At 62.3% G+C, this 15,135-nt stretch carries 19 protein-coding genes; 10 read left to right on the forward strand and 9 right to left on the reverse strand.

Translation table 11 applies throughout. From position 1 onward, the window contains the following. Window positions 1–3: 3 nt before the first annotated feature. Complete coding sequence (locus BQ8794_RS03695; RefSeq protein ID WP_077373224.1) at window positions 4–639, reverse strand: alpha/beta hydrolase; 636 nt, start codon at window positions 637–639, stop codon at window positions 4–6. Window positions 640–649: 10 nt separating this feature from the next. Beyond that, window positions 650–1,582, reverse strand: a complete 933-nt coding sequence (locus tag BQ8794_RS03700; RefSeq protein WP_077373227.1) for a VOC family protein — start codon at window positions 1,580–1,582, stop codon at window positions 650–652. 233 nt (window positions 1,583–1,815) lie between these two features. On the opposite strand from BQ8794_RS03700, the gene BQ8794_RS03705 reads away from it, so the two are divergent. Next, the gene (locus BQ8794_RS03705; protein WP_077373229.1) at window positions 1,816–3,396 is read left to right on the forward strand and encodes an alkaline phosphatase family protein; all 1,581 of its coding nucleotides are present in this window, start codon (window positions 1,816–1,818) and stop codon (window positions 3,394–3,396) included. A 50-nt stretch (window positions 3,397–3,446) separates the two neighbouring features. On the opposite strand, the gene BQ8794_RS03710 is transcribed toward BQ8794_RS03705, so the two are convergent. Further along, a complete protein-coding gene (locus BQ8794_RS03710; RefSeq protein WP_077373232.1) occupies window positions 3,447–4,901 on the reverse strand; it encodes a PRC-barrel domain-containing protein in 1,455 nt (484 codons plus the stop codon). Window positions 4,902–5,186: 285 nt separating this feature from the next. Between BQ8794_RS03710 and BQ8794_RS03715 the strand changes: the two genes are divergently transcribed. Next, window positions 5,187–6,107 carry a diacylglycerol/lipid kinase family protein gene (locus BQ8794_RS03715; RefSeq protein ID WP_077373235.1) on the forward strand — a complete coding sequence of 307 codons (921 nt, stop codon included), beginning with the start codon at window positions 5,187–5,189 and terminating at the stop codon, window positions 6,105–6,107. A gap of 29 nt (window positions 6,108–6,136) precedes the next feature. Here the strand turns inward: BQ8794_RS03715 and BQ8794_RS03720 are convergent, their stop codons facing one another. Continuing rightward, on the reverse strand, window positions 6,137–6,337 hold the full coding sequence (locus BQ8794_RS03720; RefSeq protein WP_023797117.1) for a hypothetical protein: 201 nt from the start codon (window positions 6,335–6,337) through the stop codon (window positions 6,137–6,139). A 179-nt stretch (window positions 6,338–6,516) separates the two neighbouring features. Between BQ8794_RS03720 and BQ8794_RS03725 the strand changes: the two genes are divergently transcribed. Continuing rightward, entirely contained in the window at window positions 6,517–8,034 is a 1,518-nt protein-coding gene (locus BQ8794_RS03725) for a sensor histidine kinase (protein ID WP_244554841.1), read from the forward strand. A 109-nt stretch (window positions 8,035–8,143) separates the two neighbouring features. Here BQ8794_RS03725 and BQ8794_RS03730 read toward each other — a convergent pair whose 3' ends face one another. The 3 genes from BQ8794_RS03730 to BQ8794_RS03740 form a co-directional block, all read right to left on the reverse strand. Beyond that, entirely contained in the window at window positions 8,144–8,608 is a 465-nt protein-coding gene (locus BQ8794_RS03730) for a hypothetical protein (RefSeq protein WP_077373241.1), read from the reverse strand. An 8-nt stretch (window positions 8,609–8,616) separates the two neighbouring features. Beyond that, window positions 8,617–8,943: an ElaB/YgaM/YqjD family protein gene (locus BQ8794_RS03735; RefSeq protein ID WP_077373244.1), complete on the reverse strand. Its 327-nt coding sequence runs from the start codon at window positions 8,941–8,943 to the stop codon at window positions 8,617–8,619. 126 nt (window positions 8,944–9,069) lie between these two features. After that, a complete protein-coding gene (locus tag BQ8794_RS03740; RefSeq protein ID WP_077373247.1) occupies window positions 9,070–9,831 on the reverse strand; it encodes a Crp/Fnr family transcriptional regulator in 762 nt (253 codons plus the stop codon). A 260-nt stretch (window positions 9,832–10,091) separates the two neighbouring features. Here BQ8794_RS03740 and BQ8794_RS03745 point away from each other — a divergent pair, with 260 nt between their 5' ends. After that, window positions 10,092–10,412: a response regulator gene (locus BQ8794_RS03745; protein ID WP_425293518.1), complete on the forward strand. Its 321-nt coding sequence runs from the start codon at window positions 10,092–10,094 to the stop codon at window positions 10,410–10,412. 53 nt (window positions 10,413–10,465) lie between these two features. On the opposite strand, the gene BQ8794_RS03750 is transcribed toward BQ8794_RS03745, so the two are convergent. Further along, window positions 10,466–11,017, reverse strand: coding sequence for an RNA polymerase sigma factor (locus BQ8794_RS03750; RefSeq protein ID WP_023797110.1), 552 nt, complete (start codon window positions 11,015–11,017; stop codon window positions 10,466–10,468). A gap of 3 nt (window positions 11,018–11,020) precedes the next feature. Beyond that, window positions 11,021–11,218 (reverse strand): NepR family anti-sigma factor, encoded by a 198-nt coding sequence (locus tag BQ8794_RS03755; RefSeq protein ID WP_077373253.1) that lies wholly within the window; start codon window positions 11,216–11,218, stop codon window positions 11,021–11,023. A gap of 235 nt (window positions 11,219–11,453) precedes the next feature. Between BQ8794_RS03755 and BQ8794_RS03760 the strand changes: the two genes are divergently transcribed. The 6 genes from BQ8794_RS03760 to BQ8794_RS03785 all read left to right on the forward strand — a co-directional run bounded on the left by BQ8794_RS03760 (window position 11,454) and on the right by BQ8794_RS03785 (window position 15,097). Continuing rightward, window positions 11,454–12,248 (forward strand): response regulator, encoded by a 795-nt coding sequence (locus BQ8794_RS03760; RefSeq protein ID WP_077373256.1) that lies wholly within the window; start codon window positions 11,454–11,456, stop codon window positions 12,246–12,248. Window positions 12,249–12,477: 229 nt separating this feature from the next. Continuing rightward, window positions 12,478–12,645: a DUF1328 domain-containing protein gene (locus BQ8794_RS03765; RefSeq protein ID WP_023797107.1), complete on the forward strand. Its 168-nt coding sequence runs from the start codon at window positions 12,478–12,480 to the stop codon at window positions 12,643–12,645. 149 nt (window positions 12,646–12,794) lie between these two features. Next, entirely contained in the window at window positions 12,795–13,874 is a 1,080-nt protein-coding gene (locus BQ8794_RS03770; protein WP_077373259.1) for a sensor histidine kinase, read from the forward strand. Between the two features lie 184 nt (window positions 13,875–14,058). Next, window positions 14,059–14,241 carry a hypothetical protein gene (locus BQ8794_RS35460; RefSeq protein WP_077373262.1) on the forward strand — a complete coding sequence of 61 codons (183 nt, stop codon included), beginning with the start codon at window positions 14,059–14,061 and terminating at the stop codon, window positions 14,239–14,241. A 205-nt stretch (window positions 14,242–14,446) separates the two neighbouring features. Next, window positions 14,447–14,773 (forward strand): hypothetical protein, encoded by a 327-nt coding sequence (locus tag BQ8794_RS03780; RefSeq protein WP_077373265.1) that lies wholly within the window; start codon window positions 14,447–14,449, stop codon window positions 14,771–14,773. Window positions 14,774–14,854: 81 nt separating this feature from the next. After that, window positions 14,855–15,097, forward strand: coding sequence for a YMGG-like glycine zipper-containing protein (locus tag BQ8794_RS03785; RefSeq protein WP_027153471.1), 243 nt, complete (start codon window positions 14,855–14,857; stop codon window positions 15,095–15,097). Window positions 15,098–15,135 lie beyond the last annotated feature (38 nt).

The following is a 15,135-nucleotide window of genomic DNA, read 5'->3' on the forward strand; positions in this document are numbered from 1 at the left end:
TGCTTACGCTCCTTCTGCCGGCGTAGCGGACAGGAACCGCTGCGCCGCCTCGATCTCGTTCGACTGCACCTCATGGCCGCCGTCGTGCCACTCCACTGTGACATCGGCGCCAGCGGCGCGCAAATAGGCTTCGAGCCGAGCGGTCAGGTTCGGCGGGCAGATCGGATCGCGTTTGCCTGCCGTGACCAGAATGCGGCGGCCGGCCAGGCTGCCGTTCACCTCCGGCTCGAATGGGATCAGGGGATGCATCAGCACCGCCGCATCGAACAGCGATGGCGCAGCGAACACCACCGAGGCCAGGATGTTTGCGCCGTTGGAATAGCCGAGGCCAAGCACCGGCGCGGGCTTTGACGCCTCGACATGCGCCCCGACATGCGCCTTGACGAAGCCAACCATCTTGCCCGTCGCCCGCGCCAGGTCGTCCATGTCGTAGACGCCCTCGCCGGTGCGGCGAAAGAAGCGCGCAGCACCGTCTTCCGAGACATCACCGCGCGGCGAAACGATAGTCGCCTGCGGCGCGAGATCGCGCCCGAGCGACAGAAGCTGGTTCTCGTCGGCCCCGGTGCCGTGGAAGACGAAGAGCCGCGATCCATCAGGCGAACCAGGCAGTGTCTTGTAGGTGTAAGCGTCCTTGCTCATGGCTTTGTCCTCAGTCTTCCAGCTTTTGCAGATGTTGCTCGAGATAGGGCCTCAGATGCTGGTGCTGCGACGGCAGCTTCAGCGCCTCGCCGAGATGGGCGGTGTCCTCGTCGCGGTCGAAGCCCGGCTCGTTGGTGGCGACTTCGAACAGCACGCCGCCCGGCGTGCGGAAATAGATCGCCCAGAAATAATCGCGGTCGATCACCGGCGTCACCTGGTAGCCGGTGTCCATCAGCGCCTTGCGCACGTCGAGCTGCTTGGCGCGGTTTTCGACAGCGAAGGCGACGTGGTGGACCGAGCCGGCGCCGAGATCGGCAAAAGCGGCGCCCGGCAGCGATTCGATGTCGACGATGTTGGCGCCGTTGCCGTCCTTCACCGCCAGCCTTTTTACAGTGCCGGACGTGTCGACTTCCTCATAGCCCATGAATTTCAGCAGCTCTTCCGTGGCGCCGCCATCCTTCAGCCTGAGCGACACCGAGTGAAAGCCGCGAATCGCCTCGTCCGAGGGAACATTGCCTTTCGCCCACGGCGTACGGGTGTCGGCCTTGCTCTCGACCAGCGCAAACCCGTCGCCATCGGGACCGGCGAAGCCAAGGCGCTTCTCGCCGAAGCTCTCGTCGCGCGACAGCCCGGTGACGCCCTCATCGGCAAAACGCTTTTCCCAATAGGCGAGCGTGCCCTCGGGCACCGAATAGACCGTGGTGCCGACCTCGCCGACGCCGTGGCGGCCCTTGCCGATATTGGGGAACGGAAAATAGGTCATCACCGAACCGGGCGTGCCGAGCTCGTCGGCATAGTAGAGATGGTAGACATCCGGCGCGTCGAAATTGACGGTTTTCTTGACCCGGCGCAGGCCGAGCTTTTTGGTGAAGAACTCGTTGTTCTGGCGCGCATCCCTGGCCATCGAGGTGACGTGATGCAGGCCCTTGATCTGGTCGAGCATTTTTCCTGCTCCTTCCCTTGTCCTGTGCGGCCCATGCCGCGTCCACGCCAATATGAGGACCCGCCAGCCGGCGGCAAAGGCCGCAAACACAGAATAGACTGTGCTCTATAAGTGAACAATAAAGCGACTTTTGTTCACCATTTAGCGAACACCTGAGGCTTGTGTCGCCACAAAAATTCGGCTCCCGTGACCGGCAGGTATTTGCGGCAGGTTTTCAAAGAAGGACACCAGCATTGGTCAGAAAAGACAGACGCCCGAATGTTCTCCTGATCACCTGCGACCAGTGGCGCGGCGACTGCCTGTCGGCGGCAGGCAACAAGGTGGTGCGAACGCCAAATGCCGACGCGCTCGCCGCCGAGGGTGTGCTGTTTCGACAGCACTTTGGCGGGGCGGCGCCCTGCTCGCCGGCACGCGCCTGCCTCTACACCGGCCTTTACCAGATGAACAACCGCGTCTGCCGCAACGGCACGCCGCTCGACGCCCGCCATGGCAACATCGCGCTCTCGGCACGCAGTCTCGGTTATGATCCAACGCTGTTCGGCTATACCGACGTATCGCCCGATCCGCGCACGCTGGCGCCAGGCGACCCGCGGCTGAAAAGCTATGAAGGCGTGCTGCCCGGCTTCACCGTGCGCCAACTCCTGCCGGAGCACCAGAAACCGTGGCTGTCATGGCTCGAGGCGCGCGGCATCGATAGCGGCGCCGGCTTTCCCGATATCCATCGCCCAGCGGACGAAATCGTTGGTGCCACGACGGACGGCGCCGTGACCACCTCACCGCCCGTCTACTCGAAGGACGAGACCCCAGCCGCCTTCCTGACCGGCGAATTCGTCCGCTGGCTTGGCGAACAGGAGCGCGATACACCGTGGTTCGCGCATCTTTCCTTCCTCAGCCCGCATCCGCCCTTCATCGTGCCGGAGCCTTACAACAGGATGTATGATCCAGCCGACGGAACAGCTTTCCGCCGCGCCGCGAGCTGGCAGGCCGAGGCGCAGAGCCACCCCTACCTTGCCTATGAACTTGGCCAGCAGCAGCGGGCAAATTTCCGCCCCGGCGCCGAGGGCAAGGTGCGCGACTGGGGCGACGACAATCTTGGCCGCATCCGCGCGCTTTATTACGGCATGATCTCGGAAGTCGACGCGCAGCTTGGCCGCATCTGGCAGGCGGTCAAGGCGGCGGATGCCTGGGACGAGACCATCGTCGTGCTGACCTCTGACCATGCCGAGATGATGGGCGACCATTTCATGCTGGGCAAGGGCGGCTTCTTCGACGGCAGTTTTCATATTCCGCTGATCATCCGCGACCCGCGTCGCCGCAAGGCGGCCGGCGCCAGCGTCGACCGCTTCACCGAAGCGGTGGACATAGTGCCGACATTGCTCGATCTGCTTGGCGAGGTATCCCCGCCGCATCTCGACGGACAATCGCTGAAGCCGTTCCTGGATGCCGGGGAGCCGGGCAACTGGCGCGAGGCCGCGCATTGGGAGTTCGATTTCCGCTCGGTTGCCGACGGTCATGCCGAGCGCCATTTCGACATCGGTCCGCGCCAATGCAATCTGGCCGTTATCCGCACGAAACAATTCAAATATGTACATTTCGGCGGCGGCCTGCCGCCGCTGCTGTTCGACCTGGAGCAGGATCGAGACGAACTGACCAATGTCGCTGCCGACCCGGCCTATCTGCCGGTCCGGCTGGAGCTTGCCGAAAGGCTGCTTGCCTGGCGGGCCGAACATCTCGATCAGTCGCTGGCGCTTGCCGAACTCACTGAGGATGGCGTGGTCGGCCACGTCGCAGGCCTGCCACCTTTCCAGTCATGAAAGAGGCCCGCGCCCTTACCGGCACGGGCCTCTTTCGTCGTTGGAGTAAACTAGCGCATGATCATGCGCTGTGTGTCGCGGTTTTGCGTATATGTGCCCTTGTCATAAGGGGCCTGCGCCTCGAGCTGTTCCTTGGTGAAGCTCGTGTAGAGATAGCGCTTGCCATCCTTGTCGGTCATGAATTTCAGGTTATCCATGCCGACAGCCACTTCCTTCTCACCAATGCCAAGGAAACCGCCGACGTCGATGATGACGGCGTCGACCTTCTTGTCGCCCGTCAGCACGACGTCACCAATCTCACCGACGTTGACATCGTTGGCGCCATAGACGGTGGTTCCAACCAAATCCTCGGAGCGGATTTCGTTGATCGGCATTTCGGCCAGCGCCGACTTGTCGATCGCCGCGGTCTGTGTCTGGTCGGGTGTTGCGTCAGGCGTTGCTGCAGCCGGAGCCTCGGCTGCCTTGTCCATTGGAGCCGGAGCAGCGGTGTCAGGCGTTGCCGCAGGGGCTTCCGCGGTCTTGTCCGCCGGGGCTGGAGCAGCGGCGTCAGGCGTTGCCGCCGGAGCTTCCGCGGTCTTCTCCGCCGGGGCTGGAGTGACAGCAGGGGTGGTGGTCACTGGCGCCGGCGTCGCCGCGTCAGTCGATGCGGTTGTCGCCGGGGCGGGATCATAGGGCCTGCGGTCGAACTCCGGCAGCGCCTCCAACTCTTCCTTCGTGGTCTCGGCCACCAGCCAGCGATCGCCTTCCCTCTCCGCCCACTTGGCCTCGTCGAACTGATAGGCGACATTCTTTTCGCCAATCTCAAGGAAGCCGCCGACGCCAATGATCAGCGACTCGGCCTTGCCATCCTTGGCCAGGACGATGTCGTTCACGTCGCCAATGTTTTGAGCATCGTCGCCGGTGCCGTTGTAGACGGTTTCACCGATGATGTTGGTGGCAAGGTTGCCATCAGCGCGCTTCACGGGTTCGGCCGGAGCCGGTTCGGCCGGAGCCGCCGGAGCGTTCTGCGCGGTGGTGTCGGTCGAGCCAGAAGGGGCTGGAGGAGCCGTGGCCGTGGTGTCGGTGGCCGCAGGAGCCGGATCATAGGGCTTGCGATCGAAGTCCGGCTGAGCCGTCAACTCATCCTTTGTGGTTTCGGCGATCAGCCAGCGGTCGCCATTCCGTTCGGCCCATTGCAGCTTGCTGTAGTCGAAAGCGACATTCTTGGCGCCAACGCCAAGAAAGCCGCCGACGCCGATGACGACGGATTTCGCCTGACCGTTTTCATCGAAGACGACATCACTGACATTACCGATGTTCTCGGCATCGTCGCCTGTGCCATTATAGACAGATTCACCGACGATGTTGGTTACCAGGCTGCCCTCGGCACGCGCAACGGGAGCTGCCGGAGCTGTATCCTGGACTGCCGGGTCCTGCGTCGGCGCCGGAGTTGTGGTCGACTGCGCATAAGCACCGGTCGCAAGCAAAGCTGCGAGTGCGGTGGTGGTTAAAAGGGTGCGGATCATCGTAAATCCTCCTCGTGCGTTATCTCGCGCCGCGAGCAGGGGAGATTGGTCGCGGCGTTACACATTCACAACGTCGTGACCGCGCGGTTGTTCCGACACCATGGCGAGCGTCGTGCAAAAACCACCCGAATCGCGCTCAGCCATGCGTTCGCCCGGTGAGATTCGCTCCTGTATTTTCGTTATAGCATGTGGAACTTTTTTTCAGCCGCCCCGTTCCAACCTGTGGCTGGGTCTGTCCTGGCCGATAATTATCCAATGGCTGCCAAGAAAAAACGGAGCAGGGGGATGCGATTTGCGGCGGTGCTGAACCGGGAGGGCGGCACCCTGCGAACGATTGATCTCTCCGCCTTCACCGACCGGATGCGCCAGGCGTTGGAGGCAGCAGGTCACTGCATCGATATCGAAATCGTTGCCGGCAGGGACATCGTCGCAACGCTGGACCGCATCGCTTCCAGGCACAGTGTCGATATTGTGCTGGCTGGTGGCGGCGACGGCACCATTTCGGCCGCGGCGGCTCGGTTGATGGGCAGGAAGAAGGCACTTGCCATCTTACCGGCTGGCACGATGAACCTGTTCGCGCGCGGGCTTGGCATTCCACAGACCCTTGACGCGGCCGTGAAATCCTTTGCCGACGGCGAGGTGATCGCAGTCGATATGGCAACCGCCAACGGTAAGCCATTCGTGCATCAGTTCTCGATCGGCATGCATGCCAGGATGGTTCAGCTTCGCCAGACTATGGAATTTGGCTCGCGGTTGGGAAAGATGCGGGCTTCGGTGAAGGCTGCCTGGGCGGCGATCAACAACCCTTCGGCAATGAAGGTGACGCTGATCATCGGCGAAGCCGAGATCGTGACGCGCACCACCGGCATCGGCATCACCAACAATCTGTTCGGTGAGGGTCATCTGCCCTATGCCGACAATCCCGCTGGCGGCGTGCTCGGCATCTATGTCACGGTGGCGCGGCGGCGTGGCGAACTGGTCAGGGTCCTCTTCGACATGGCGCGCGGCAAATGGCGCGACAGTGAGCATGTGGAAATTCACCAGGCTGACCGGGCCGTTTTGAAAGTCCACTCGGCTGCGAAGAAATTTCGCGCCGTCATGGATGGCGAACTGGTCAGGCTTGACCGCGAAACGACGATCGAAATTCATCCTGGTGCGCTGAACGTTCTCGTCCCGGCGCGCGCCGTCCAGGCGAAGGCCGCGTGATGCATCCCGGCTTAGTCGATCGGAAGCCTTCAGCCCCGGGGAATCTCGCCCTGTTCGTTCCTGGGGAGTTCGCCCTGTTCGGTTGTCGGCGTCCGGTCTATCATGTTGCCGTAAATCTCCGCGATGCCCCAGGCGATAAACGCCAAAAGCAGCGCGGCGATCAAGATACGAAAAGTGTGCCACCCCCAGCGTCCCTGGCGGGCTTTGTCTTCAGGAACGATCTTGGGCATGATCGGCCTCCATTTCGTTTGGCGCTGGCATTTCGTTTGGCGCTGGCGGGCGCGGCTGGCAAAATGTGGTTGGGTAACGGTTCCTCAAGGCGAAGGTTCCGGTTTCAGAGCCTGGCAACTGGGCCCAGCGCCAATGGCTGCAAGCCGATGCATTTGGGGGCCTTGTGGATCGCAGGGTAGTGAAAAAGCCGAACCTGCCGGTCGATGTCCTTAGCGTGGTAAGGGCGCAGGACCGGCTTGCCGTACTCCATGATCTCGATGCAATCGACACGGCGGCCGATCCTGACTTCGACACTATCAGTGGGCTCGCCGCCGCGGTGATGCAAACGCCTGTCGCGCTGGTGACACTGCTCGATATCGAGCGGCAGTGGTTCAAGTCCGGTGTCGGCCTGGACGAGACCGAGGCCGAGACCGATACATCTTTCTGCGCCCACACCATTGCCGCCGGCGACGGGCCGATGGTGGTGACCGATGCGACCATGGATTCACGCTTCAACGCCAGCCCGCTGGTCACTGGCGAGCATCATTTCCGTTTCTATGCGGGTGCGGCGATTGTGGTGGCCGGCGCCCGGATCGGCACGCTCTGCGTGCTCGATCGGAGGCCGCGCGCGTCGCCGACTGCCGCCCAGCTCGAACAATTGACGGCGCTCGCCAGCCTCGCCGCCAGCCTGTTCGCATTGAAGGACACCACCCGCAACGCCGCCAGCGCCGCTGCGGCACTGGCGCGCGAGGAAAAGCGGCGCGGCATTGCGCTCGATGCCGCATCGCTCGCGAGCTGGGCATGGGATATCCATAGCGATATGATCGAATGCGATGCCCGGTTATCCGAGCTGTTCGACCTGCCGCGCTCGACCCGGCTGAGGGCGCGCGATATCCTTGCCGCCATCGACCCGCGTGACGTCTACCAGACCGAGACACGCTTTCGCGACGCGCTGAGCGGCGGCGACGATTATTTTGGCGAATACCGCGTCAAGGGCTTCAGTCCGCCGCGCTGGCTCGCTACGCGCGGCCGGGTCATCGAGCGCGACGGCGACGGCAAGCCGACGCTGATCTTCGGCGTCAACTACGACGTCACCGAACGCAAGCTCGGCGATGAGCGGCAGCGGCTGTTACTGCGCGAGCTGAACCATCGCGTCAAGAACACGCTGGCGACCGTCCAGGCGCTGGCGACGCAGACAGTCCGCCATGCCCGCCAGCCGAGCGATTTCCTCGACGCCTTCAGCGCCAGGCTTCAGGCGCTGGGCGCCGCCCACAGCCTGCTGTCCGACAGAGAGTGGCGCGGCATCGGCATTCGCGAACTCGTGCAGATCGAGGTCAAGCCGTTCGACACCGCCGATCAGCCACGCATGACAATCTCAGGCGCCGATCTGCTGCTTTCGCCCGACCAGGCAGTCGGGCTTGGCCTGATCCTGCATGAACTGGCCAGCAACGCCCTGCAACACGGAGCGCTGTCGGCGGCGTCGGGCAAGGTCGATCTCGACTGGAGGGCACAGGTTCGGAAAAGCGCCCGGCGCCTGGTGCTGACCTGGCGCGAAAGCGGCGGGCCTGAAGTTGCCTCGCCCGAACGCCACGGCTTCGGCTCGATCCTGATCCGCCGCAGCCTGGCCAAGGTCATCTCCAGTGAAGTGACCCACGAATTCCGGCCGGAAGGCGTGTTCGCCGAAATATCGATGCCGCTGGAGGATCTGCCGAAGTGACGGCTCGACCATGGACCTCGAACAAAGCTCCGCGTCAGGGAAAAGTGGAACCCGGTTTTCGGATCATTGCCAACACGAAATTGCCAACACGAAGAAGAATCACTTCCAGCTATTTCGCTTCGCCGGCATCCGGATTGTCGGCATCGGACTTTGTGTTCTCGCGGTAGATGGCGTAGGCGGCGAGTGCAATCGCCGGGGCGAGTATGGTGCCGAGGCCGCCTTTCCCCTTGAGTAGCGCCGGCAGCACGGCGAGCGCGGCCGTGATGCCGACCGCCTTCATGTCGGCATTGCGCCTCCGCGCCCGGCGTCGGGCGCGCGCGCCGGCCGACAGCTGATGGATAAGCAAGAGGAGCCCTGCGATCAGCAGGAAGCCGACCCCGAAACCAAGGCAGGCTGCCATCGGCCCGTAGCGACCCGCGACCCAGACATAGGCCGCTCCGATGAGGAAACCGAGGCCGCACAGCGCTGCAAGTCCTGCGAGCGCATAGACGATCGCAGCCCTGCGCGCGCGGCGCACAACTGCAGCGGCTTCACCCGAGGCGAGGCCCGAGATCAACGATGCCAGCATTCCCATCTGGGAGACTAGCGGCGCGCGAGAAGCGCAAACAGAAAGCCCACGCCTGCCGCGATTGCCAGCGACGTCACCGGCTTTTCGCGCACGCTCGCCACCACTTGCGCTTCGATATCCCTGGCGTTGCTGCGCACATTTTCAAAGGCTGCTTCGCCTTGGGCGCGCAATTGCTCGACCCCTTCCGCAGCAACGCGACGAGCAGCCCCGTAACCATGTTGGCCGGTTTCGGCCAGCTGTTCGGTGAGTTTCTGAATGTCGACTTTCAGCTGCCTGATGTCGTCTTCAAGGTCCGAATTCGGCCGGCTTTCGTTCGGGGACTTTCCTGCGGCAGTCGCCATTGCTTGACTCCTTGCGTTTGCTCGGGTCGAAACGTTCGACCCACCCCAAGGTTCCGAAATCGGAACAACTCCCATGAAAGGGTGTTTGCGCAGCCGAGTCCAGCCCGGCACGTCTCCGCTAGCCGCTCAGATCAGCGGTCGGCGACCTTCGCTCAACCCTTCCCAGCGGGCGAGTTCCTTGAGCCTTTTGTTGTCGACCACCTCGCAGCCGCCGTCGCGCCAGAAGATAAGCTTGCGGTCGATCAGCTTGCGGATCGTCTTGTTGGTGTGGACCAGCGACAGGCCGAGCGTATCGGCGAGGTGCTGCTGTGTGATCGGAATCTGCACGGGCGTCCTGCCGTTCAACCCGACCACCCTGGCGCGACTGGAGATGAAGGCGATGAGATAGGCAGCACGCTCGAGCGCGGTGCGTCTGCCGATACTGAGCAGGTTCTCGTCCAGCATGCGCTCCTCTCGCGCGGCGATCCAGGTGATGTCGTAGGCGAGGCCCGGATGGCTGCGGTAGAGTTCGGGGAGGGCCTCCCGCTCGAACAGGCAGAGCAGCATCGGCGACAGCGCTTCCACGGAGTGCTGCATTTCGCCCATCAGACTGCCTTGCAGACCGATGAGATCGCCTGGCATGGAATAGTTCAGAATCTGGCGGCGGCCATCCGACAGCAATTTGTAGCGGAAAGCCCAACCCGACAGCACTGTATACAGATGGGCACTGCGGCTTCCCTCAACCAGAACCGTGTCGCCCTTGTCGACGGCCAGTTCGCCCTTCTTGAAGCCATTGACGAAGACGAGTTCCTGCTTCTCGAACGCCCGGAACGCCGGCAACGGCCGCAGTGGGCAGTTCTCACATGAATACCGGCGGGCGGACAAGGAACGGCCGTTCTGGCCAGACATTTCAATCCCTCTTCGAAGCCCTCTTCCGGAGGGCGATAGCAAACGTCCTGCAGGCGTCGAGGTTCCGCCATCTGCGGCGGCATGTCTTTTTTAAATGACAGGATGCGAAATAACTTTAAATGACAGGAAGCCAAATAGGGATCATGACTCCTCTATCCCTTGCGCTTGCTGTTCCCTGCGCCCCACGGAGACATCGCCACGTGCCCCCATTGCTGGACGGATTGCGGATTCTCGTTCTGGAGGATGAATTCCTGATCGCCATGGATGTCGAGCAGCTTTGCCGCGACTATGGCGCCGGCGATGTGGTCATCGCCCGCGATCTGGCTGAGATCGATCGGCAGAGCATTGCCTCGCGATTCGACGCGGCCATCGTCGACCTCATGCTGGGCGGCACTTCGACACTCGATTTCGCTTCGCGGCTGCGCGAAACGGGCGTGCCTTTCGTCTTCGCCTCCGGCTATTCCGACATGGACGAAATCAAGGTGGCGTTTCCGGATGTCAGATTGGTCACCAAGCCCTATTCGGGAGACGATCTCGTGGAGGCAGTGGCGTCGGCGTGCGGGCGCGGACCTGTTGTTTGATGTCCGCAGACCGGAGCCCGATTACCGGGTCCCTCATTACCGGTGATCCGTACTCAGGCGGCGTTCGACCCCGTCACCTGAGCCGAGATCGCATCCGGGCCAAACTCGTCGTCGCCGGAAATCTTCAGGATTTCCTGCAGCCGCGTGCGGGCGCGGCTGACGCGGCTCTTGATCGTTCCCACCGCACAGCCGCAAATTTCGGCGGCTTCCTCGTAGGAAAAGCCCGACGCGCCGATGAGGATGATGGCTTCGCGCTGGTCCTCTGGCAATTGCTCGAGCGCGCTACGAAAGTCCTTGAGGTCGAGCTGGCCGTGCTGGGCCGGATGGACGGCTAACCTGGCGGTCATGATGCCGTCGCTATCCTGCACCTCGCGGCCGCGCTTGCGCATCTGCGAATAGAATTCGTTGCGCAGGATGGTGAACAGCCATGCCTTGAGATTGGTGCCCGGCTCGAAGCTCTCATGCTTGTCCCACGCCTTGACCAGCGTTTCCTGCACCAGATCGTCGGCCTTGTCGGCGTTTTGCGTCAATGACACGGCAAAGGCCCGCAGGCTCGGAATCGAGGCGAGCAGATCCGTCTTGAAGCTCTGGGAGACGGCCGCCATGCCTCAGTCCTTTTTCCGTGCAGGTTGGGCCCGTTCCAACTGGCTGAGCAATTGGGCGAAGCGATCCGGCACGCTATCGGAGACCAGCTCGTCGTAATATTGTTTGAGTTTGCGGCCGATTTCCGAGTTTGGCCCGAGCGGGTCGCCGGAAGCAGCCCGGCGCCGGTTCGTTGCAGCGCCAGCCGTGTTGTCTTTCCTCATGTCGCCATTTCGCCCTTCGTTCCCAGTACCCTGCCGCCTTCCATACACGACGCAAAGCAGGCGGCCCCCTCGTCTGGTTGCCCGTCCCGATCCCAAACGCCTTCCGCTTACATTAGTTCCAAGCCCTCGGAACTTTTTCGGAAAGCCGGCGTTTATGCTTTCAGGGTTTATTTTCGGGGCTTGTCATCAGCTTGGCCTGCTATCTATGCAATTACGTCAGAGGGAGACGTCCATCATGAGCCTATCCGCAACCATCGCTCCACACCTGCCGTTCCTGCGCCGCTTTTCGCGGGCCGTCTCCGGATCGCAGGAGAGTGGCGACGCGCTGGTCGCTGCGATGCTCGAAGCCATCATCGCCGACGTCGACATCTTTCCGACCGCGTCGAACGACCGCATCGCGCTCTACAAGGTCTTCGCCAGGCTGTTCACCTCGGTCGCCATCCGCGTTCCGCAAGAACACCCGCAGTCGGCGTGGGAACAGCGCGCCGCCGCCAATCTGAACGCGATCTCACCCCGTCCCCGCCAGGCCTTCCTGCTGGTCGCCGTCGAAGGTTTCAGCGAAGACGAGGCGGCGGAGATTCTCGACGTCGACGATCAGGAGTTCTCCGAGCTTCTTGCCGAGGCCAGCAACGAGATTTCCCGCCAAGTGGCAACCGATGTGCTGATCATCGAGGACGAGCCGCTGATCGCCATGGACATCGAGCAAATGGTCGAGAGCCTGGGCCATCGCGTTGTCGGAACGGCGCGTACCCATGCCGAGGCGGTGGCGATGTTCGCCAAGACGCGGCCGAAGATGGTGCTGGCCGACATCCAGCTTGCCGACGGCAGCTCGGGCATCGAAGCGGTCAACGAGATCCTGTCGACCACCCCGGTGCCGGTGATCTTCATCACCGCTTTTCCCGAGCGCCTCCTTACCGGCGAGCGGCCGGAGCCGGCCTTCCTCGTCACCAAGCCGTTCAATCCGGAGATGGTCAAGGCCCTGATCAGCCAGGCGCTGTTCTTCGACCGGCATGCGAAAGCCGCTGCATAGGGCCGGGCAGCCCGGCCCTGAGCGCCCCTTTCCACAGTTCCTCAGATCGCCCGTTTTCCACAGACGGTAGGACTGGCCGCTTGCGGCCGGCACACGTCACTTGCAACTCACCTGCGCATGACGATCCAATTCGAGCCGGAAAGCTTTCCAGGGATCGTCTTTTTCGGGAAATGCTGGAACAAACGGCAGCGAAAGACGTTTTTGGCATACTATTTGAAGGAGATGGACCATGCTTTACTGGGCCCTCGTATTTCTCGTCGTTGCGATCATTGCAGGCGCTCTTGGTTTCGGCGGCATCGCCGGCACTTCGGCTGGTATAGCGCAGATACTGTTTTTCATCTTTCTCGCTTTCCTGATCATTTCGCTTATTGCGGGCCTGTTCAAACGCGCGTCGTGAACTGCGATCGAACACTGGGAGCCGCACCCCTCAAGCGGTTTCCAGCGACCGCCGGCGGTGTCCTTAGCCGGACGTCGCTCGGCGGACTTCTTTTGGGAACCCATTTTTCCGTCAGCCGTTCAGCACGGAGGGGGTGGGTGAAGTGAACGATGCAATCCAGAACCGGAGACATGAAAGACGGCGGACGGAGCGATGAGATCATCGCTTTGCAGTCCGCTGAGAGTGGAATGCAGCTTGGCCGGGCCCTTCTCCATGCGCTGCACAACGCCGGCATTTCGGTTCTCTATCAGGATCGCGAGATGAAAACCGTCTGGGCCCGCAACATGCGCCCGCCCTGGATTTCCGACACGGGGGTTTCCGACACGGGGGGTTCGGAGACGGGGGTTTCCGACACGGGCGACAGCAACGGCATCCTGCCGCTTGCGCAGGCGGAGCGCATCGGCGCGGCCAAACGCAAGGTCGTCGCATCCGGCAATCCGGAACATCTTGAGCTCAGCATTCCCGCCGACGATGGCGTCCGCTGGTTCCAAATATGGATAGACGCGGATCATGACGACGGCGGCGCCGTGCAGGGCGTCGTCACCACCATGGTCGAAACGACCGAGCAGAAACGTCGCGAGCAAACCCTGAAGACGCTGCTGCGCGAGGTCAGCCACCGTTCGAAGAACCTATTGGCCATCATCCAGAGCATCGCCACCCAGACCAGCCGTTATTCGGACACGCTCAGTGATTTCCTGACACGCTTTCGCGGCCGGCTGCAGTCGCTTGCCTCATCCCAGGACCTGGTGACCTCGTCCAACTGGCGGGGAGCGGCACTGCGCGAACTGGTGTCCGGCCAGGTCGGCCGCTATGGAGCCGACCCTGTGCGCAGCCTGCGTTTTCGCGGTGCGAACCCATACCTCAATCCCAATGCGGCCCTGCATATCGGCTTGGCCATGCACGAGCTTGCCGTCAATTCTGTCAGCTACGGCGCTCTGTCGCGAGCCGACGGGTTCGTCGAGGTGACGGCCGACCTGACGGCCGCTTCCGCTGGCGAGACCGCGCTGTCGCTGACATGGGCCGAGGCCATCGGAGCCAATGACAATCAGCCGAGCGAGAAGCGCTTTGGCAGCGTCGCGCTCGAGCGCGTCGTGCCTGCGTCGTTGAACGGCACGGCGAAACTTGAAATCACCGGGGATCGTCTCGAATACCATCTTGTCGTTCCTCGCGGCAATTTCGAGACGGATTGAACGGACAACAGCCGAGCCCAAGAGAGCTGGGACCAAGAGGGTTGGGGCCAAGGGGGTGGGCCAAGAGCTGGGATCGATACCGGCCGCGCCGGCTTAACCATCTGTTCACCATAAAGCTCGATGCTGTTTTTTCTTCAGACACCACTCCGCATGAGGTCTATCGCAGTTGCTGCGCACGGGAGGAATGGCTTTGACGGTTGCCGACATCAACAGGCTGGAACAGGCCGCACGCGTTTCGATGAGCGGGTTTCAGGATCTCGAAGCATCCGCAATGCGTTCGCCCCGTGCTTCCTCGCCGATCCCCGGCCTCGCCGCAATCGGGCTGGCTGCAGTGGCCGTCCTGGCCGCCGCGTTCCAATTGGTCTAATGCATGTCGCGCAAAAGCTGCCCTCGGGCTTGAACCGAGGGTGTGCAGCGGTTTTGCGATAACAATTTGAAGCAAAGCGTCGGACGCAAAGTGGCCGGCGGCTCGTGTTTGGCTCACGCCGATCTGTTTCTCCAATGGTCGCACCAGCCTGCATCGCAGGAACTTTGAGGGATGTTGCCCGTTCTATGGCGGGAGGACCGTCGCCATGGAACATATCGCTGCCGTGCTGCTGGTCATCGGCTGTTCGAACACGATGACCGAGTGCCGCGAACTGCCGGTATCGGTGAGCGTTTTCGAAACCGCTCAGGAGTGCACCGCCGCGCGTCCGTTTGCCCTGGGCGACGTGCAGGGTCAGGCTCCGCGCATCATTGCCAAATGCCTTTCCGTCGATCCGGCGCTCGAGGATGATTACGACCGGATCGTCTGGAACGTGCGCCCGGACGGCACGCTCGACGCGTCCGTAGAGATTTCCGATCTTGAGGTCGCGTTGAGCGGCGCGCGTTCGGAAAAAGACTCTCTTAGCCAACAATGAAATCGAGCAGGCAAAACGCTTTTTCGCATGATAAGTGACGAGTGGAGCTACAAGTGAGGAAAAAGGCGAGGAGTGACCCCTATGCGGAAGATGATTATTGCCATGGTTGCCGCGATCGCGGTCAGCGGTTGCAGCACCACCGAGCAGGATGTCGGCGTCGGTGCCGGTGTCGGCGCTCTGGCCGGCGGCCTGATTGACGGCGGCAAGGGTGCGCTGGTGGGCGCAGCCATCGGTGCCGGTACCGGCCTGCTGGTGCGCAACCTGCGCAATGGCTATTGCCAGTACCGCGACAACCGTGGCCGTCTCTTTACGGCTCGCTGCTGATCCATTTCAAACGCAAGAGCATCAGAAGCGGAGACCGG

This window comes from Mesorhizobium prunaredense (genome assembly GCF_900156895.1).
In the GTDB taxonomy this organism is placed as follows: Bacteria; Pseudomonadota; Alphaproteobacteria; order Rhizobiales; family Rhizobiaceae; genus Mesorhizobium; species Mesorhizobium prunaredense.